This is a genomic window from Pseudolysinimonas sp. (genome assembly GCF_057350545.1).
In genome coordinates this window covers 1-18,850 of sequence record NZ_JBMRCP010000002.1, presented here as the reverse complement: position 1 = coordinate 18,850, position 18,850 = coordinate 1, and the positions used below count along the sequence as shown (strand labels likewise).

The 18,850-nt window shown below is 71.2% G+C and carries 18 protein-coding genes; 8 read left to right on the top strand and 10 right to left on the bottom strand.

What is annotated here, in order from left to right; translation table 11 throughout:
• A partial coding sequence (locus ACO1X9_RS00210; protein WP_486348813.1) for an MFS transporter occupies window positions 1-819 on the bottom strand: 819 nt, incomplete at its 3' end.
• Between the two features lie 169 nt (window positions 820-988).
• On the opposite strand from ACO1X9_RS00210, the gene ACO1X9_RS00205 reads away from it, so the two are divergent.
• From ACO1X9_RS00205 to ACO1X9_RS00195, 3 genes are read left to right on the top strand one after another with little or no spacing between them, the layout of a single operon-like run.
• Window positions 989-2,317: a magnesium transporter MgtE N-terminal domain-containing protein gene (locus ACO1X9_RS00205; protein ID WP_486348812.1), complete on the top strand. Its 1,329-nt coding sequence runs from the start codon at window positions 989-991 to the stop codon at window positions 2,315-2,317.
• On the top strand, window positions 2,289-2,816 hold the full coding sequence (locus ACO1X9_RS00200; RefSeq protein ID WP_486348811.1) for a DUF1003 domain-containing protein: 528 nt from the start codon (window positions 2,289-2,291) through the stop codon (window positions 2,814-2,816). Before ACO1X9_RS00205 ends, ACO1X9_RS00200 begins: the two co-directional genes overlap by 29 nt.
• Window positions 2,813-3,892 (top strand): P-loop NTPase, encoded by a 1,080-nt coding sequence (locus ACO1X9_RS00195; RefSeq protein WP_486348810.1) that lies wholly within the window; start codon window positions 2,813-2,815, stop codon window positions 3,890-3,892. Before ACO1X9_RS00200 ends, ACO1X9_RS00195 begins: the two co-directional genes overlap by 4 nt.
• A 67-nt stretch (window positions 3,893-3,959) precedes the next feature.
• Here ACO1X9_RS00195 and ACO1X9_RS00190 read toward each other — a convergent pair whose 3' ends face one another.
• The 3 genes from ACO1X9_RS00190 to ACO1X9_RS00180 all read right to left on the bottom strand — a co-directional run bounded on the left by ACO1X9_RS00190 (window position 3,960) and on the right by ACO1X9_RS00180 (window position 8,443).
• The gene (locus ACO1X9_RS00190) at window positions 3,960-5,414 is read right to left on the bottom strand and encodes an MFS transporter (protein WP_486348809.1); all 1,455 of its coding nucleotides are present in this window, start codon (window positions 5,412-5,414) and stop codon (window positions 3,960-3,962) included.
• A 180-nt stretch (window positions 5,415-5,594) separates the two neighbouring features.
• Complete coding sequence (locus tag ACO1X9_RS00185; protein ID WP_486348808.1) at window positions 5,595-7,028, bottom strand: pyridoxal phosphate-dependent decarboxylase family protein; 1,434 nt, start codon at window positions 7,026-7,028, stop codon at window positions 5,595-5,597.
• The gene (locus ACO1X9_RS00180; protein WP_486348807.1) at window positions 7,025-8,443 is read right to left on the bottom strand and encodes an MFS transporter; all 1,419 of its coding nucleotides are present in this window, start codon (window positions 8,441-8,443) and stop codon (window positions 7,025-7,027) included. The genes ACO1X9_RS00185 and ACO1X9_RS00180 overlap by 4 nt, the downstream gene beginning before the upstream one ends.
• A gap of 33 nt (window positions 8,444-8,476) precedes the next feature.
• Here ACO1X9_RS00180 and ACO1X9_RS00175 point away from each other — a divergent pair, with 33 nt between their 5' ends.
• Window positions 8,477-10,027, top strand: coding sequence for a succinic semialdehyde dehydrogenase (locus ACO1X9_RS00175; protein ID WP_486348806.1), 1,551 nt, complete (start codon window positions 8,477-8,479; stop codon window positions 10,025-10,027).
• Window positions 10,028-10,121: 94 nt separating this feature from the next.
• On the opposite strand, the gene ACO1X9_RS00170 is transcribed toward ACO1X9_RS00175, so the two are convergent.
• Window positions 10,122-10,520, bottom strand: a complete 399-nt coding sequence (locus tag ACO1X9_RS00170; protein ID WP_486348805.1) for a twin-arginine translocase TatA/TatE family subunit — start codon at window positions 10,518-10,520, stop codon at window positions 10,122-10,124.
• A gap of 57 nt (window positions 10,521-10,577) precedes the next feature.
• Here ACO1X9_RS00170 and ACO1X9_RS00165 point away from each other — a divergent pair, with 57 nt between their 5' ends.
• Window positions 10,578-11,210, top strand: coding sequence for an O-methyltransferase (locus ACO1X9_RS00165; protein ID WP_486348804.1), 633 nt, complete (start codon window positions 10,578-10,580; stop codon window positions 11,208-11,210).
• 57 nt (window positions 11,211-11,267) lie between these two features.
• Here ACO1X9_RS00165 and ACO1X9_RS00160 read toward each other — a convergent pair whose 3' ends face one another.
• The 3 genes from ACO1X9_RS00160 to dapE form a co-directional block, all read right to left on the bottom strand.
• Window positions 11,268-11,438: a DUF3117 domain-containing protein gene (locus ACO1X9_RS00160; RefSeq protein ID WP_191281480.1), complete on the bottom strand. Its 171-nt coding sequence runs from the start codon at window positions 11,436-11,438 to the stop codon at window positions 11,268-11,270.
• 81 nt (window positions 11,439-11,519) lie between these two features.
• The gene (locus ACO1X9_RS00155; protein WP_486348803.1) at window positions 11,520-12,752 is read right to left on the bottom strand and encodes a hypothetical protein; all 1,233 of its coding nucleotides are present in this window, start codon (window positions 12,750-12,752) and stop codon (window positions 11,520-11,522) included.
• Between the two features lie 53 nt (window positions 12,753-12,805).
• Complete coding sequence (dapE, locus tag ACO1X9_RS00150) at window positions 12,806-13,891, bottom strand: succinyl-diaminopimelate desuccinylase (protein ID WP_486348802.1); 1,086 nt, start codon at window positions 13,889-13,891, stop codon at window positions 12,806-12,808.
• 33 nt (window positions 13,892-13,924) lie between these two features.
• Here dapE and ACO1X9_RS00145 point away from each other — a divergent pair, with 33 nt between their 5' ends.
• From ACO1X9_RS00145 to ACO1X9_RS00135, 3 genes are read left to right on the top strand one after another with little or no spacing between them, the layout of a single operon-like run.
• Entirely contained in the window at window positions 13,925-14,902 is a 978-nt protein-coding gene (locus tag ACO1X9_RS00145; protein ID WP_486348801.1) for an asparaginase, read from the top strand.
• 9 nt (window positions 14,903-14,911) lie between these two features.
• Window positions 14,912-15,847 (top strand): 2,3,4,5-tetrahydropyridine-2,6-dicarboxylate N-succinyltransferase, encoded by a 936-nt coding sequence (gene dapD, locus ACO1X9_RS00140; RefSeq protein WP_486348800.1) that lies wholly within the window; start codon window positions 14,912-14,914, stop codon window positions 15,845-15,847.
• Window positions 15,848-15,857: 10 nt separating this feature from the next.
• Window positions 15,858-16,577 (top strand): alpha/beta fold hydrolase, encoded by a 720-nt coding sequence (locus ACO1X9_RS00135; RefSeq protein ID WP_486348799.1) that lies wholly within the window; start codon window positions 15,858-15,860, stop codon window positions 16,575-16,577.
• Between the two features lie 30 nt (window positions 16,578-16,607).
• On the opposite strand, the gene ACO1X9_RS00130 is transcribed toward ACO1X9_RS00135, so the two are convergent.
• Both ACO1X9_RS00130 and ACO1X9_RS00125 read right to left on the bottom strand, forming a co-directional pair.
• Window positions 16,608-18,074, bottom strand: coding sequence for an aldehyde dehydrogenase family protein (locus ACO1X9_RS00130; RefSeq protein ID WP_486348798.1), 1,467 nt, complete (start codon window positions 18,072-18,074; stop codon window positions 16,608-16,610).
• A 379-nt stretch (window positions 18,075-18,453) separates the two neighbouring features.
• Window positions 18,454-18,850, bottom strand: a 397-nt coding sequence (locus ACO1X9_RS00125) for a VOC family protein (protein ID WP_486348797.1), incomplete at its 5' end; no start/stop codon positions are given.

The window sequence follows — 18,850 nt, the reverse complement described above, 5'->3', positions numbered from 1 at the left end:
GCCGTAGATGAACGCCGTGGCGAGGTTGCCGGCCCAGAAGTTGCGCGCCCGGAACATCCCGAGCGGCAGCATCGGATTCGGCGCGAAGCGCTGCCGCACGAGGAACCCGGCGAACGCCAGGACGCCGAGCCCCATCGAGAGGTAGATCGCGGGATGCGACCAGCCGAGGTTGGGCTGCTCGATGAGGGCGAACACCGGACCGCCGAGGCCGAGCGTGCAGAGCACCGCGCCGAGGTAGTCGATGCGCACACCCGGACGCTGCTCGTCCTTCTGCCCGAGCATCGCGAGCAGCACGAACGTCACGCCGATCGGCACGACGTTGACGAGGAACGCGAGCCGCCACGACAGCAGGTCGACGAAGACTCCACCGACGAGCGGGCCGATGATGAAGGCCGCTGATGTGAGGCCTGTCCAGGTGCCGATCGCCCGGCCGCGCGCTTTGCCGTCGAAGGTGCTCGTGATGAGGGCGAGGGAGGACGGCACGAGCAACGCGCCGGCGACGCCCTGCACACCACGCGCGACGATGAGGAACAGCGGATCGGGCGCCGCCGCGATCGCGACCGACGCCACCCCGAACAGCACGAGTCCGATGCGCAGGATGCGGATGCGTCCGAACGCGTCGGACAGCGACCCCGCGACGAGGATGAGCGAGCCGAGGGTGATGAGGTACGCGTCGACCGTCCACTGCTGGGTCGCGATACCGCCGCCGAGTTCGTCGACGATCGCGGGCAGCGCGACGTTCACGACGCTGCCGTCGAGGAACGCGACGAACGACGCGAGCACCGCGATCGAGAGGACGAGACGCTCAGCCCGGGTCATGCCCCCATCCTGCTCCGTCCGCTTTCCGTTTTCAGGATGATGTGGGGCGGATGTCCCCTCCCGAGGTTCTGCAGTAGACATCCGTTGACTTCTCCCACACCGGTTCCTGAAAACGGAAAGCCGCCCGACGCTCGGCGAACGGGCAGAACCGCGCGAGTAGGGTTTGAGCGTGAGCGCGACGCGGGTCTTCGTCGCCCGGTTGGCCGGGTGCTCCGTCTTCGACCCCAACGGCGACAAGGTCGGCCGGGCCCGGGATGTCGTCGTCGTGTACCGCCGCGCGGAGTCGCCGCGGGTCGTCGGACTCATCGTCGAGGTGCCGGGCAAGCGTCGCGTGTTCCTCAGCATCGGCCGGGTCACGAGCATCGGCTCGGGTCAGATCATCACGACCGGTCTCATCAACCTGCGCCGCTTCGAGCAGCGCGGCGGCGAGGTGCGGGTCATCGCCGAGCTGCTCGGTCGCAAGGTCGATCTGCGTGACAACTCGGGCGAGGCGACGATCGAGGATGTCGCGATCGAGGAGAGCGCGCCGGGCGAGTGGGAGGTCGGCGACCTCTTCCTCCGGCGGCCGCGGTCGGCGTCCCCGTTCTCGAAGGGCGCGACGACGTTCGCCACGTGGAACCAGGTGTGCGAGAAGAACGCCCCCGGCGAGTCGCAGTCGGCCGAGCAGCTCGTCGCGACGTACTCCGATCTGCTGCCTGCCGACCTCGCGAGCACCCTGCTCGACCTGCCCGAGGAACGTCGGCACGAGGTCGCCGAGGAGCTGCCCGACGACCGCCTCGCCGACGCGCTCGAGGAGATGCCCGAGCAGGATCAGGTCGACATCCTGACCCGGCTCGACGACGAGCGCGCCGCCGATGTGCTCGACCAGATGGAGCCCGACGACGCGGCGGACCTCATCGCGCAGCTCTCGGTGGAGCGCGGCGAGGCGCTGCTCGATCTCATGCAGCCGGAGGAAGCCGACGATGTGCGCTTCCTGCTCGCCTACGAGGCCGACACCGCCGGCGGTCTCATGACCACGGAGCCCATCATCGTGTCGGCCGACGCGACGGTCGCCGAGGGGCTCGCCCTCATCCGCCGCCACGAGCTCGCGCCGGCGCTCGGCGCCGCCGTGTGCGTGACCCTCCCGCCGTACGAACCGCCGACCGGCAGGTTCCTCGGCATGGTGCACTTCCAGCGGATGCTGCGCTACCCGCCGCACGAGCGACTGGGCACGCTGCTCGACACGAGCCTCGAACCCGTCATGCCCGACACGAGCGCCGCCGAGGTGTCGCGGCGCCTCGCGTCGTACGACCTCGTGCAGCTTCCCGTCGTCGACGAGAAGCACCGACTCGTCGGGGTGGTGACCATCGACGACGTCCTCGACTACCTGCTGCCGGACGACTGGCGAAGTACCAGCGAAGAGGCCCCGCCCGTGACCACGGATACGGCGGCCATCCCGATCCGCCCCAGCTCAGGAAGGAGGACGCCGCATGGCCCGCGCCGATCGCCCCGCCCGTAACGAGCCCCGACTCGACCTTCCGAAGGCCGCGCGCGGGGGCTTCTCGTCCCCCTTCCGACCCTCCGGCCGCGACCGCATGGGTCGGTTCTCGGAGTCGTTCGCCCGCGCGATGGGCACGTCGGGCTTCCTGATCGGGATGACGGCCTTCGTCGTCACCTGGCTCATCTTCAACACGGTCGCGCCCGTCGTGTTCCAGTTCGACCCGCGTTCGTCGAACTTCACGCTGCTGACGCTCATCCTGTCGCTGCAGGCGTCGTACGCGGCACCGCTCATCCTGTTGGCGCAGAACCGGCAGGACGACCGCGACCGCGTGCAGATCGAGCAGGACCGGCAGCGCGCCGAGCGCAACCTCGCCGACACCGAGTACCTCGCACGCGAGGTGGTCGCACTCCGGCTCGCGATGAAGGATGTCGCCACGAAGGACTTCATCCGGGCCGAGCTGCGCGCCCTGCTGGAGGACATGGACCGCGACGAGTCGGAGTCGGGAACGTCGAAGTGACCGCCGACGCCGTCCGGGCGGCGCTCGCCCGGGTCGTCGACCCCGAGATCCGTCGCCCGATCACCGAGCTCGACATGGTGCGGGCCGTGGCGGTCGCCGACGGCGTCGCGAGCGTCGACATGGTGCTCACGATCGTCGGCTGCCCCGCGGCCGACACGATCGAGAGGGACGTGCGCGCGGCCGTGCTGGGCGTGCCCGGCGTCGCGTCGATCGAGTTGACCATCGGCGCGATGACGCCCCCGGAGCGCGAGGCTCTCGTCGCGCGGTTGCGTGGCACACGGGCCTCGCAGTTCGGACCCGACACCCTCACGAAGATCTACGCCGTCACGAGCGGCAAGGGCGGTGTCGGCAAGTCGACGCTCACCGCCAACCTCGCGGTCGCCCTCGCCGCGCGCGGGCTCAAGGTCGGGCTCGTCGACGCGGATGTCTTCGGCTTCTCGATCCCCGGCATCCTGGGTCTCGGCCCCGACGCCCGCCCGACGAAGGTGGGTGACCTCATGATGCCGCCCGTCGCGCGCGGGGTCTCGGTCATCTCGATCGGGATGTTCGTCGACGGCTCCACCGCCGTCTCGTGGCGCGGACCGCTGTTGCACCGCACCATCCAGCAGTTCCTCACCGACGTCTGGTGGGGCGACCTCGACGTGCTGCTGCTCGACCTGCCGCCCGGCACGGGTGACGTCGCCATCTCGATCGGCCAGCTGCTCCCCCACGCCGAGGTGCTCGTCGTCACCACCCCGCAACCCGCCGCCGCCGAGGTCGCCGAGCGCTCAGGACTCGTCGCGCGTCAGACCGGCCAGACCGTGCTCGGCGTCATCGAGAACATGACGGGTGAGCTGTTCGGCTCCGGGGGCGGGGACGCCGTCGCGGCCCGCCTCGACGTGCCGGTGCTGGCTCGCATCCCGCTGTCCCGCGCGCTGCGAGAGGGTGGGGATGTCGGCGCACCGGTCGTCTTCGGCGACCCGAGCGACCCGGCTGCCGCCGCCATCCTGTCGCTCGCCGACACCCTCGTCGCCCGCGGTCGCGGCCTCGCCGGTCGCAAGCTCCCGCTCACCCCCGCCACCTCGGTGGTCGAGTAGCGCCCAAGCCGCGTGTCGAGACCCGAACGAGCGACTCGGGTCGGTCTCGACACGCCCGCTACGCGGGCTACTCGACCGCCGAGGACGTCGGTGGAGCCGTCTCCGCGACGGGGGCGTCGATGTCCTTCTTGCGCAGCGGGTAGCGCAGCAGCGGGATGAACGAGAGCGCCATGAGCGTCGCGGGCACGACGCTGAACGCCATCACGATGCCGAAGACGGCCGACGCGGGTTGCGCTTCGACCGCGGTCGTCGCGGTCGACTCCAGATACCCCGAGACGGCGAGCACGACGGCGAGGATCGTCGTGCCGAACGCGAGACCCGTCGTCTCACCGGCCGTCCACATGCCGCTGAACGAGCCGCCGCGGCCGGGGCCGTTGCGGCGGGCGTCGTGCGCGATGACGTCGGGGAGCATCGAGAGCGGCAGCGCCTGGAGCCCGGCGTACGCGATGCCGACGACGCCGATCGGGACGACGATCCAGTACCCGGGCACGAACAGCAGACCGACGTGCGACAGGGCGGCGAGGAAGAACAGGGTCGTCGCGATGACGTAGGCGCGCTCCTTGCCGATGCGGCGGGCGGCGACACCCCAGAGCGGCGCGGCGATGATCGCCGGAAGGATGAGCCCGACGAACAGGATGGTCACGGCGTCGGTGTCGCCGAGCACCCAGGTGGCCACGTACTGGGTGGCGGCGAGCATCCCGCCCGCGGCGAGCGCCTGCGTGAAGAACGTCGCGAGCAGCGTGCGGAACGGCTTCGACGTGCGCAGCATCGCGAGCCCGCGCCGCGCCTGCACGGCGATCGAGTCGCGCGGCGGTGCGATCTCGGTGAAGGCGTGGGATGCCGCCACGGGTGCCGGGGACGCCTCGAGCTTGCCGCGCACCGCCTTCTCGACGGTGGCGGTGACCAGGATCGCGACGACGAAGATCGCCGCCGCGCCGATCGCCATGAACAGGTACCCGCCGAAGTCGGAGCCGAACAGCTCGACCCCCACCTCGCGCAGCACGGGACCACCGCCGCCGTAGAGCAGGATCGCGGCGGTGAGCACGACGACGCGCGCCGTGAGCAGACGCGTGCGCGCGTCGTAGCCCGAGACGAGCTCCGCCGGCAGCACGTTGTAGGGCACCTGGAAGAACGAGAAGCCCGTCGCCGCGAGCAGGAAAGCGACGAACACCCAGGCCGCGGCGAGCAGCGGCTCGGTGCCGGTCGGCACGGCGAAGGTGAGCACGAAGAACACCGGCAGCACGATCGCACCGAGGCGCATGAGTCGACGACGTGATCCGCGCGCCGCGAACTCCCGGTCGGAGTAGGCGCCGACGATCGGGTCGATGATGATGTCCCAGATCTTCGCGACCGTGACGACCGCTCCGGCGAGCAGCGCCGGGATCGCGAGGGTGTCGGTCATGTAGAAGACGAGCACGAGGCCCGGCAGTGCCGCGAACCCGCTCGTGACGAATTCGCCCGTCGCGTAGCGCGCGAGGATCCCGGGGCGCAGCTCACGGGGGCGTCGGGCGGTATGCGTCACGCCCCCGATGTTATCGACGGATGCTCACCCGCGGTGCCCCCCGAACACGCGGATTGCCGCAATTCGGTGGTCGAGTAGCGGCGCGGAGCGACGCGTGTCGAGACACGATTTCGAGCAAACTCAGGCAGGTCTCGACACGCGCCTGCGGCGCTACTCGACCACCGAGAGTCGCTCGCTCGGTCAGGCGGGTTCGACGAGGCGGGCGAGCAGCTCGGTGAGCAGCCGCTCCGCGAGGGGCGCGGGCGTCGCCTCGATGATTGCGAGCAGGGGCGCGAGGGCGTCGGGGAGCGCTCCACCGGCACCGATCCCGAAGCCCTGCAGGATCGCCGCCGCGGTGTCGGAGTCGAGCGCGCCGGTGAGCGGCGGCAGCGACTCCAGCAGCAGGCCCGCGTCGACGTGCGGCACGCCGCGCACGGCATCCGCCCCCGCTCGCAGCGCCGCGAGCAACTCCGGCAGCACGCTCTCGGTGACGGGCGTGATCGTGAGGTGCGTCGTCGGCGGGATGTCTCCGTGCGCCGGCTGGAGCTGCAGGATGAAGCCCCGGCCGCGCACGGCATCCGCCCAGTGGTGGGGATCGACCTGACCGTCGACCCCGGCGCGCGGATCGGCGGCGACGGCGAGCAGCGGGCCCGCGGGCTCCCCGACGACGCGCAGCCCCTCGATGCCGCCGATCGCCGTGATGATCGCCTCGGTCGAGCGGCGCGTCGAGTCGGCGAGCCGTTGGAAGCCGGGCACGCCGAGCGCCTTCGTGATCGCCCAGGCGGCGGCGAGAGGACCGGCCGACTTCGACCCGAGGATCGTCGGGTTCACCACCGGGTAGCCCGGCCAGCGGGTGGTCGCGAAGTACTGGAGGCGCTGGCGGTCGCGTCCGCGCTGCAGCAGCACCGAGACGCCCTTCGGCGCGTAGCCGTACTTGTGCAGGTCGGCGCTCACGCTGGTGACCCCCGGCACGGCGAAGTCCCATGCGGGCAGGTGCGGCCAGAACGGCAGCACGAGTCCGCCGATGCACGCGTCGACGTGCAACGGGATGCCGCGCGCGGCGGTCAACGACGCCACGGCCTCGACCGGGTCGAGCACCGCGACCGGGTAGGACGGCGCCGACACGACGACGAGGGCGACGTCGTCGCCGAGGCGGGACTCGATGTCGGCGACCGCGACGACGCCCTCGGCGGAGACGGGCACGAGGTCGAGCTCGAGACCGAAGTAGTGCGCCGCCTTCTGGAACGCCGCGTGACCTGTCGCCGGCAGCACGAGACGGGGCCGGCCGCTCCCACCCGCGGCGACCCAGGCATCCCGCGCCGTCTTCACCGCGAGGAGGCACGACTCGGTGCCGCCCGTCGTCACGGTGCCGACGACCTCGTCGTCGCCGTGCAGCAGGCCGCGCACGAAACCGAGCAGGTCGCGCTCGAGTGCCGCGACCGAGCCGAACGTCGTAGGGTCGAGACCGTTGACCGGCTGCATGAGCCGTGCGGCGTCGGCGGCGAGCTCGTCGAGTTCGGCGAGTCCGGGGTCGTAGACGTACGACAGCACGCGACCGCCGTGGGTCGGGGCGTCGCCCTCCCGCAGGGTGCGCAGCGACGCGAGGATGTCGGCGGGCTGTTCGTCGAGGGTCACAGCGCGGCTCCTGTCGGCGGGGCTGGAGTGTCGCGCACGAGCGCGTCGATGTCGCGCTTGCGCAGCGGGTAGCGGGCGAGCGAGATGAGGCTGAGCAGCATGAGCGCGGCCGGGATCACGCTGAACGCGAGCACGATGCCGACGATCGCGGTCTCGGGCTGCGTCACCGTCTGCTCGGCGACGGTCGGGATGAAGCCCGTCACCGCGAGCACGATCGACAGGATGGTGCCGCCGAACGCGAGACCCGCGGTCTCGCCGGCCGTCCAGACGCCGCTGAACGTGCCCGCGCGGCCGGGGCCGTTCGTCTGCGCGTCGTGAGCCACGGTGTCGGGCAGCATCGCGAGCGGCAGCGACTGGAGCCCCGCGTACGCGGCACCGGCGACCGCGATCGCCGCGAAGACCCACGGTCCGGGCGCCCAGATCATGGCGACGAGGGCGAGGGCGGCGACGGCGAAGAGCACCGTCGCGATCCGGAACGCTCGTTCCTTGCCGACGCGTCGCGCGACCACCGACCACAGCGGGGTCACGAGGATCGCGGGGGCGATGAGCGCGAGGAACGGGAAGATCGTGCCGGAGAGCCCGAGCACCTCGAACGAGACGTAGGCGACGCCGGCGAGCATGAGCCCGATGGCGAGCGCCTGCACGATGAAGGTGAAGAGCAGCGCCCGGTAGGGCTGGCTGTCGCGCACTGCCGACCAGCCGCGTCGGAAGTGCATGCCGAGCCCGACCTTCGGCGCGGCGAGCCCCTCGACCGGGTCGGTGCCGGGGGCGATCGGCACGGTCGCACCGAGCGCACTCTTCTCGACCGTCGCCGTGATGAGGAATGCGACGAGGAAGACGGCACCCGCCGCCGCAGCCATGATCAGGTAGCCCTGGTACTCGGTCGCGCCGAGCTTCACGAGCTCCGGAGCCCCGCCACCGAAGCCGAGGACCGCGAGCGTCAACACGATGACCCGAGCCGAGAGCAGACGCGTGCGCTCGTCGTAGCTGTCGACGAGCTCCGCGGGCAGCGCGATGTACGGCACCTGGAAGAGCGAGAACGCCGTCGCCGCGAGCAGGAACCCGACCAGCACCCAGGCGGCCGACAGCGCCTCGGGCAACCCCGGGGGTACCGCGAAGGTGAAGACGAAGAACACCGGCAGCAGGATGGCGCCGATCACCATGAAGCGACGACGCGATCCGGTGCGGGCGAGACTGCGATCGCTGCGCGCGCCGATCCAGGGGTCGATGACGACGTCCCAGATCTTCGAGACGGTGAAGGCGGCGCCGGCGAAGGCGGGGCTCACTCCGAGCGTGTTGGTCATGTAGATGAGCAGCACCAGACCGGGAAGGGTTCCGAATCCCCCTGTACCGACCGAGCCGACCGCGTAGCGGACGACGGTGCCGCGGCGCAGGGCGCGTGCGGGCGTGGCCATGCTGGAATGCTAGGCGGAAAGTAGGGTTCTCTCATGTCGGGATCGCCGTTCGACCGGGCCGCAGCGCAGGAGCTGACCCGGGACCTCACCGCCACGTCGGAGAAGACGTCGGCGGTCGTCGCGCCGTTCACGGGTGAGGTGCTGCACGACCTGCCGCAGAGCACCGTCGCCGACGTCGAGGCCGCCGCCGAAGCAGCCCGGGATGCGCAGCGCGCGTGGTGGCAGGCGGGCTTCGCGCATCGTCGCTCCGTGCTGCTGAGGGCCCACGATCTGCTGCTCGAGAACCGCGAGCGACTGCTCGACGCCGTGCAGACCGAGACGGGCAAGACCCGGGGTCAGGCGTTCGAGGAGCTCTTCCAGGCGGCCTCGGCCACCCGGTACGCCGCCCTGGCCGCCCGACGGACCCTCTCGCCGCAGCGGCGCCGGGCGGGCATCCCGATCGTCATGAGCACCGGGGTGCGCTACGAGCCGAAGGGCCTCATCGGCGTCATCACGCCGTGGAACTATCCGCTCTCGCTCGCGATCATGGACATCGCGCCCGCGCTCGCGTCGGGAAACGGCGTCGTGCAGAAGGCCGACGACCAGGCGTCACTCGCCGTGCTGCTCGCGCGGCGAGCGTTCGTCGAAGCCGGCGTGCCCGCCGCCCTCTGGGGTGTCGTCGCCGGTCCGGGGGCCGACATCGGCACGGCGGTGATCGACGTCGCCGACTACGTGTGCTTCACCGGCTCGACCGCGACCGGCAAGCTCGTCGCCGCCCGGGCCGCGCAGAAGCTCATCGGCGTCTCGCTCGAGCTCGGCGGCAAGAACCCGATGATCGTGCTCGACGACGTCGACCCCGCGAAGGCCGCGGCCGACGCCGCGTATGGATGCTTCGCTGCCGCCGGGCAGCTCTGCGTCTCGATGGAACGCGTGTACGTCGAGAAGGGTGTCGCGTCGGCGTTCACCGAGGCGTTCGCGGCCCGCACCTCCTCGCTGAAGCTCGGCACGGCGTTCGACTACTCGACGGATGTCGGCTCGCTCACCACGAAGGCGCAGTTCGAGCGCGTGAAGGAGCACCTCGACGACGCCGTCGCGAAGGGGGCCACCGTGCTCGTCGGCGGGCGCGCGCGGCCGGACCTCGGCCCGTACTTCCTCGAGCCGACGGTGCTCACCGGCGTCACGAGCGAGATGAGCTGCGACCGGGCCGAGACGTTCGGGGCGCTCGTCGCCGTGCACGTCGTCGACTCGGCGGAGGAGGCCGTGCGTCTCGCCAACGACTCCGAGTACGGACTCAACGCGTCCGTGCTGAGCGGGTCGCACGCCCGGGGACACCAGGTCGCCGCGCAGCTCGAGGCCGGGTCGGTCAACGTCAACGAGGGCTACCGCGCCAGCTTCGGGTCGGTCGACGCCCCGATGGGCGGCGTCAAGCAGTCCGGCCTCGGGCGTCGCAACGGACCCGAGGGTCTGCTGCGCTTCGTGGAGGCCCACACCATCGCGTCGGCGACCGGCGTGCTGCAGCTTCCCCGCACCGGCGCGGAGTTCTCGAAGCTCCTCGGCACGATGATGTTCTACCTCCGCCTCGCGAAGCTCATCCGCCGCCGCTAGATCGTCGGTGGTCGAGTAGCGCCGCAGGCGCGTGTCGAGACCTCGCGCCTGGTCTCGACACGCCCGCTGCGCGGGCTACTCGACCACCGAAGTCTTACGTGGCTTCGGAGTCGAAGGGCGCGATGCGCGGGTTGCCCATCTTGCGCATGCGCTGCTCGTGCGCGGACTCGCGGTAGACGGGTCGAGCGGATGCCGTGGCCGGCCCGTTCGGCGACACCGGCTTCGCGGGCGGGGCGACCTCGTCGAGCAGCGCCTCGCGGATGATGCGCCGCGGGTCGTACTGCCGGGGGTCGAGCTTGCGCCAGTCGACCTCGTCGAACTCGGGGCCCATCTCTTCGCGCATGCGGTCGCGCGCACCGTCGGCGAAGCCGCGGAGCGTCTTCACGAGGCGGGCGAGCTGCGTGGCGAGGGCGGGCAGGCGGTCGGGACCGATCAGGAAGAGCGCGATCACGAAGATGATCAGCAGCTTGTCGAAGGTCAGCCCGAAGGACACGCCCCCAGGATAGTGGCGCTCCCTGAGACGGACCGGCTCGGCGGATACGCTCGAGAAATGGCCGACAAGGAGATGAGCTGGCGCTTCGCCGAGGAGTTCGTCTCCGAGCCCGAGGCGATCGCCGACGCGCGCCAGCACTCGATGGAGCTCGGGATCGAGGCGATCTCCCCCGCGATGGGCGCCCAGCTCGCACTCCTGGCCGCGGCATCCACCGTGCATTCGATCGTCGAGATCGGCACCGGCGCCGGCGTGAGCGGACTCTGGCTGCTGCGCGGCGCCCCGAACGCGGTGCTCACCTCGATCGACGTCGAGTTCGAGCACCAGCAGGTCGCCCGCACGGCGTTCGCCGACGCGCAGGTGCCGGCCAACCGCATCCGCCTCATCACGGGCACCGCCGCCGAGGTGCTGCCGCGCATGAACGACGGCGCGTACGACCTCGTGTTCGTCGACGCCGACCCCGCGTCACTGCTCGACTACGTGGAGCACGGCCTGCGCATCGCCCGCCGCGGCGGCATCGTGATCGTCGCCCACGCCCTCTGGCGGGGACGCGTCGCCGATCCCGCGGCGCGCGACGAGACGGTCGCCGACTTCCGTGCGCTGCTCGCGACGATCTCCGAGTCGGATGCCGTCGCCGCGGCGCTCAGCCCGGTCGGCGACGGGTTGCTGCAGCTCGTGAAGCTCAGCGACTGACCCGAGGGTTTCGATACACCGCGCTGCGCGCGGCACTCAACCCACGGGAGGGCGGAGTCAGACGTTGACGACGCCGCCGAGGGCCTCGTACAGTTCCTTCGCTTCGGCGTCGTTGACCGACACCACGAGACGGCCACCACCTTCGAGCGGAACCCGCACGATGATCAGACGTCCTTCCTTGACAGCCTCCATCGGCCCGTCAACAGTCCGCGGCTTCATCGCAGCCATGAGATTCCCCTTTCGGATGCCCTGAAGGATCCATTATCCCGCACAACCGGGGACACCCGAAATCGCGCCCGGGTGAACGGCTTACGGCGGGGTCCAGTCGTAGACGTCGGCCCGCCACACCCCGTAGGTCCAGACGACCTGCCCGACGACCCCCGCCACGAGCAGCGCGACCCGCCAGATCCGTGACGTGGGAACCGCGAGCGCACCGAGTGCCGGGGCGAGCGGCACGAGAAGTCGGAAGACACTCGACTGCGGGAAGAACACGGCGAGCAGGTAGAGCGCGTAGGCGACGAGCCAGAAGCGCAGGTCGGGCCCGAGGCGCTTCGCCCAGGGCGACAACAGGAACGCGGCGAACGCGCCGGCGAGCGCGATGACGGCGACGACGGCCATCACGACGAGGGTGGGGCCTTCGACCCCCCACCAGTGCTCGAACCAGAACTGCGCCGCTTGCACCCACGGCGCGAACGGGATGAAGTGCCCCTCGATGCCGAAGCCGCGCCGCCAGGCGAACTCGGTGTCGGTGTAGGCGGTGAACTCCCCGGTGACCGCCCACGCGATGAGCAGCCACGCGACGCCCATGAGGGCGCTGAGCAGCCCGACCGCGACGACCTGCAGACGTTCGCGCCACGGGAACGGGTCGCGAGCCCGCGTGACGAAGCGGTGCACGAGGTGCAGCAGCAGCGCGAGCGCGAACGCGAGCCCACTCGGCCGGGTGAGCGACATCACGATCACGACGGGGACGAGCAGCACGTACCGGCGGTCGACGAGCAGCAGCAGCGCGAGGAACAGCAGGAACAGGTGCATCGACTCGGCGTACGACACCTGCAGGATCGTCGACAGCGGCGCGACGCAGAACAGCGCCGTCGCGAAGAGCGCCGAGCCCTGGGGCAGGAAGCGCGCCATGAGGCGGAAGAAGACGAGCGCGGCGCCGGCCGCGAAGAGCACCGCGACGATCGGAGCGATCACGGTGAACGGGATGCCGAACACGGTGAAGAGGCGCAGCAGGTAGGGGAAAGCGGGCATGAACGCCCACGCGTTCTCTTTCGCGTCGCCGTTGTCATGGCGCGGGATCTCGTCGGGATAGCCGGAGGCGTTGATGAGCCAGTACCACTGGCCGTCCCAGATGTTCGCGAACTCGGTCAGACCCGGATGGTCGCTGGTGCGGTCGCTCGTGCGCTGGAGGCTCGCGACGATGAGGAGGATGGTCGTGGTGACGATCCTCGAGGCGAGGAAGATCGCGAGGACCTTGCCCCACCAGGGTGTTCGCGTCAGGAGGGTTTCGACACGCGTCGCGCTTCGCGCGTCGCTACTCAACCCGCGGCTTCGTCGTGCGGTTTCGACACGCGTCGCGCTTCGCGCGGCGCCACTCAACCCGCGAGGGGCGTCGCCAGCCATGCCCGCAGGCCCTGCTCGCAGCGGAGGATCTGGTCGACCGGCACGCGCTCGTCGTCGGCGTGCGCGAGCGACGGATCGCCGGGGCCGTAGTTGACGGCGGGGATGCCGAGCGCGGCGAAGCGGGCGACATCCGTCCAGCCGTACTTGGGCCGTGCCTCTCCCCCGACAGCCGCGAGGAACTGCTGCGCGAGCGGATCGGTGAGCCCGGGGCGCGCGCCCTCCGCGATGTCGGTGACCTCGACGTCGAAGCCGGCGAAGACATCCCGAACATGCCGTTCGGCGAGCTCGGCGTCGCGGTCGGGTGCGAAGCGGTAGTTGACCTCGACGACGCACTCGTCGGGGATGACGTTGCCGGCGACGCCGCCGCGGACGCCGACGGCGTTGAGCCCCTCGCGGTAGACGAGCCCGTCGACCTCGGCCTCGCGCGGGGTGTAGTCGACGAGGCGCTGCAGGATCGGCGCGGCGGCGTGGATCGCGTTCGACCCCATCCACGAGCGGGCCGAGTGGGCGCGCGTGCCGGTGACGCGCACATCCACCCGCAGGGTGCCGTTGCAGCCGCCCTCGACCTCGCCGTTCGACGGCTCGCACAGCACCGCGAAGTCGGCGTCGAGCAGTTCGGGGCGCGTGCGCGCGAGACGGCCGAGGCCGTTGAGGTGGCTCGCGACCTCCTCGTTGTCGTACCAGACCCACGTGACGTCGACGCCGGGGTCGGGCAGCTCGGCTGCGAGCTTGAGCATCACCGCATCCCCGCCCTTCATGTCGACGGTGCCGCGACCCCAGAGCACGTCGCCCTCGAGCCGCGACGGCAGGTTGTCGTTGACGGGCACGGTGTCGAGGTGTCCCGCGATGACGACGCGGCGGGCGCGCCCGAGCGTCGTGCGGGCGACGACGGCGTCGGCATCCCGGGTCACCTCGAGGTGCGGGAACGCGGCGAGCGCCGCCTCGACCGCGTCGGCGAGGGCCTTCTCGTTCCCCGACACCGACTCGATGTCAACGAGCTGGCGGGTGATGTCGACGACGGACGCGCCGAGGTCGAGTGGCGGGGCGTCGAGAGGCACGATCCCGAGCCTAGCCAGGGCTAGCCTGGCCCCATGAGTTCCCGGCCCCGCGTCGCCCTCCTCGCGCTCGGCGGCACGATCGCCGCCCCCGTCGACGAGGCCGGCACGGGGGCGCGGATGACCCTCACGGCGGACGACATCGCGGGCGACCTCGGTGCACGCGCGGGCGTCGACCTCGAACCGCGCACCGTGCGTATGCAGCCGTCATCGAACCTCACCCTCGACGACGTGCGCGAGCTCGCCCGCGCGATCGAGGCGTCGGATGCCGACGGCGTCGTCGTCACGGTCGGCACCGACGCGCTCGAGGAGGTGGCGTTCGCGCTCGACGTCGCCCTCGGCGGCGACCGTCCCGTCGTGGTGACGGGCGCGATGCGCAATGTCGGGCATCCCGGAGCCGACGGGCCCGCCAACCTGCTCGGCGCCCTTCGCGTCGCGACCCACCCCGATGCCCGCGCTCAAGGCGTGCTCGTCGTGCTCAACGACGAGGTGCACCTCGCGCGCTACGTGCGCAAGACGCACACGTCGTCACCCGGCACCTTCCGCTCGCCGTCGCTCGGCGCGATCGGGTGGCTCGTCGAGGACCGCGTGCGGCTCCCCCTCGCCCGCCGACGTCGTCCCGCCGCGGTGCCGTTCGGTGACGGCCCGCTGCCCGCCGTCGCGCTCGTGCGGCTCACGCTCGGCGACGACCCCGCGCTCATCACGGCCGCCGTCGCCACGGGGGCGGCAGGCCTCGTGCTCGAGACCTTCGGGGCCGGCCACGTCGCCGAGACGTCGCTGCCCGCCGTGCGCGAGGCGGCATCCCGGATCCCCGTCGTCTTCGCGTCGCGCACCGGGGCGGGCGAGCTCTACGAGAACGTCGGTGCGTTCCCCGGATCGGAGCGCGACCTCATGGATGCCGGGCTGATTCCGTCGGGCGACCTCGACGGGGCGAAGGCGCGGCTGCTGCTCGTGCTGCTGCTGCAGTCCGGGGCCGATGACGGGACGATCCGGCGCGCCTTCGCCGACGGATAACCTGGAGCCATGAGCTCCGCGTCACGTCAGGTCTGGGGCCACGGGCTCGCGACGATCGCCGCCGACGGGACGGTGCTCGACACCTGGTACCCCGCACCATCGATGCACGAGCCGACGTCGCACGAGCTGCCCGCCGAGCTCGCGCCGCACCTCGGCCCCGACGAGCGTCGCGAGGTGCACGTCGAGCACGTGTCGCTGGGCATCGACCTCGACGAGGCGCCGGATTCGACGACCGACGCCTACCTGCGGCTCCACGCGCTCTCCCACCTGCTCGTCCTGCCCAACGAGCTCAACCTCGACGGCGTCTTCGCGCACCTGCCGATCGTCGCCTGGACGACCGCGGGCCCGATGCTGCCCGAGGCGTTCGACCGGCTGCGCCCCGCCCTGCAGCGCGCCGGCATCTCGTCGCTCGGCGTCGACCGTTTCCCGCGGCTCGTCGACTACCTCACGCCGTCGCGCGTACGCATCGCCGACCCCGCGCGCGTGCGGCTCGGCGCCCACCTCGCGCCCGGCACGACCGTGATGCACGAGGGCTTCGTCAACTACAACGCCGGCACCCTCGGCGCCTCGATGATCGAGGGCCGCATCTCGCAAGGGGTCGTCGTCGGCGACGGCTCCGACATCGGCGGCGGCGCGTCGATCATGGGCACCCTCTCGGGCGGGGGCACGCACCGCGTGTCGATCGGCGAACGCTCCTTGCTCGGCGCCAACTCGGGCGTCGGCATCTCGATCGGCGACGACTGCGTCGTCGAGGCGGGCCTCTACGTCACCGCGGGCACGAAGCTCACCCTCCTCGTGCCCGGCGAGGAGCCGCGCCTCGTGAAGGCCGCCGAGCTGAGCGGGGTGGACGGCATCCTCTTCCGCCGCAACTCCGCCACCGGCGCCGTCGAAGCCCTCCCCCGCACGGGCGCCGCCGTCGCGCTCAACGAGACGCTCCACGTCTGAGCGAGCGAACATGAGACTGCACACGGCGACCGTCGGCAGCGGGCCCCGACGTGCCGCGCTCGTGCACGGCCTCGCCGACGACGGCACGACCTGGCACGACCTGGCGGGGTTGCTCGCCGCCACCGGCGACTACACGGTCACGATGCTCGACCTGCGGGGTCACGGCGAGAGCCCGCGCAGCGACTCGTACGAGGTGCGCGACTTCGCGGGGGATCTGATCGACACCCTCCCCCGCGGGCTCGACCTGATCGTGTCGCACTCCCTCGGCGGCCCCGTCGTCGCGCAGGTCGTCGCCGAACTCGCCCCGAAGCGGGCCGTCTATCTCGATCCCGGGTTCCGGCTCGCCCTGCCGACCGGCGTCCGCGGGTGGCTCGTGCTGCACATCCCGTTGCTGCTCCCGCTCGTCATCGCGTTCACGCGGCGCGGGGTGCGGCCATCCGCGCTGACCGCCGAGAACCAGTCGCGCGTCGACGCCGCCCACGCCCGATGGGACCGCCCCATGGCGCTGCGGGTCTTTGCGGCCGTCGCGACGTGGTCACGGCCCGCGAGCTCATCGACGATCCCCTCGACGGTCGTGCTCTCCGAGGACGCCCGCTTCGTCGTGCCGGACCCGCTGCCCGAGCAACTCGCCGCGGAAGGCTGGGACGTGCGGCGTCTTTCCGGGCTGGGGCACTCGCTCCACCACGAAGACCCTCGTGCGGTCTTCGACGCGATCGCCGACCTGTTGTAGCCGGTCGAGCGATCTCACTCGACCGTCGGGTCAGACCGCGTCGACGTGCAGGTTCCCGATGGAGCGGGTGTCCTGGAAGTCGCGGATGCCTTCGATCCCCTGTTCACGCCCGGAGCCCGAGGCGCGCATCCCGCCGAACGGGGCGCGCAGGTCGAGCCGGTTCGCGCCGTGGTCGTTGACGAACACCATGCCCACCTGCAGCTGCTTCGCGACGCGGCGAACGCGCTCGGGGTCGGCCGACCACACGGAGGCGCACAGTCCACCCCAGGTGTCGTCGGCGGCCGCCACGACCTCGTCTTCGGTGTCGAAGGGGATGATCGGCGCGACGGGGCCGAACTGCTCTTCGGTGACGACCCGCAGCGTCGGATCGGGGTCGAGCACGAGCGCGGGCCGAACGAACTGACCGTCGGGCAGGTCGCTGGGCCACGAGCCGAACTCCCGCACCTCGGCCCCGGACGCGCGGGCCTCCTCGATGAGCGAGTCGACGTACTCCTTCTGCCGGGCCTGGTGGAGCGGGCCCATCGTGGTGCCTTCGGAGAGTCCGTGCCCGAGCACGACGCGCTCGAGCCGGTCGGAGAGTCCCTTCACGACCTCGTCGAACCGGTTGCGGTGCACGTAGATCCGCTTCGCGTTCATGCACACCTGCCCGGCGGTGTCGAAGATGCCCTGGTACAGCCGGTCGAAGGCCTGGTCGTCGAGTTTGGCGTCGTCGAAGATGATCGCCGCGTCGTTACCGCCGAGCTCGAGCGTCACGCGGGTGAGGGTCTGGGATGCCATCTCGGCGATCTTCTTGCCGCCGCCGATGCTGCCGGTGAAGCACACCTTCGCGACATCCGTGTTCTGGATGATCGGCGCCATCTCGGCGTCGCGTCCGGTGATGACGTTGAGCACGCCGCGCGGGAGCTTCTCGGCGATGCGGGCGATGGCGCGCGACATCGCGAGCGGCGTCGAGGGCGGCGGCTTGACGATCACGGTGTTGCCGGCGAGGAGGGCGTGCGGCAGCGACGCCCCGAGGATCGCGATCGGCCAGTTGAACGGCACGATGATCGTGACGACTCCGAGCGGCTGGTGCATGACGGTCGTCGTGACCGGCGGGCCTTTGAGCACCTTCTCCTCGTCGACCTCGTCGGCGAGTTCGAGCGCCATGCCGGTGCGGATGCTGAGCACGAGGAAGTCGACCCACGACTCCATGAACGGCTTGCCGTTCTCGAGGGTGAGCACGCGCGCATCCTCGTCGCGGTAGTCCTCCATGCCCTCCATGGCGGCGGCGATGCGCTTCGCGCGCTCCTGCGGTGTCATGCGCGACCAGCCCCGGTAGGCGGCCTTGGCGGCGGCGACGGCGTCGAGCGCGTCTTGTCGGGTACCGGCGGCGGCCGTACCGACGACGGTGCTCGGGCTCGAGGGGTCGTACACCTCGATGCGGTCCGTCGTCTGTCGGTGCTGTCCGTCGATGAACAACCCGGTACGGATGTCCTGCTCCACCGTGAGAGACCCCATGCGCCGTCGCCCTTCCCTACAGATCGTCAACAATCCGTTTGACAATCCTCCGGCATCCCTCACCCCGGCGCAAGGACACCAGCCCACCAGACGGGACGTCACTTCGTGGTGGGGGCCTCGTCGGGCTCCAACTCAGGAGATTCGTGGCCCCGCGGGGCGACGACGTCCCTCGCCTCGGGTTTCTCCTGAGTTGCGTCCGGCCATTGTCGCCCCCTTCACTCACCGGAGGGTTTCGATACACCGCGCTGCGCGCGGCACTCAACCCGCGAGGTCGGCCGAGCGCAGCGAGGGCCGGGGGCGGTTCGCGGAGTGAATCGGGGTAGGGGTCCCCGCTCTCTTCACTCCGTGGACCGCCCCCGGCCCTCGCTCCCCGAGTAACTCAGTCCTGACCCGGGAGACGAGGAGTGCCGTGCGTGTGGAAGGTGGAGATGGTCTGCATCCCCCACGCCTGCCCCTTCTTGCGCTCCGCCTCGGTCCACTCGATGGTCTTCCAGTCCGGCGCGAGCATGAGGCGGGCGCCGGCGTTGGCGAACTCGAGGCGGTTGCCGCCGGGCTCCCAGACGTAGAGGAAGAAGGTCTGCTGGATGGCGTGCTTGTGCGGGCCGTTCTCGATCGGCACGCCGGCCTCAAGGAAGGTGTCGGCCGCCTGCAGGATCGCCTCCCGGCTGTCGAGGGCGAAGGTGACGTGGTGCAGCCGCCCGCCGACGCCGTTCGCCTCCCGCGCATAGGCGAGATCGTAGGACTTGTTGGTGGCGGTCAGCCACATGCCGGCCTCG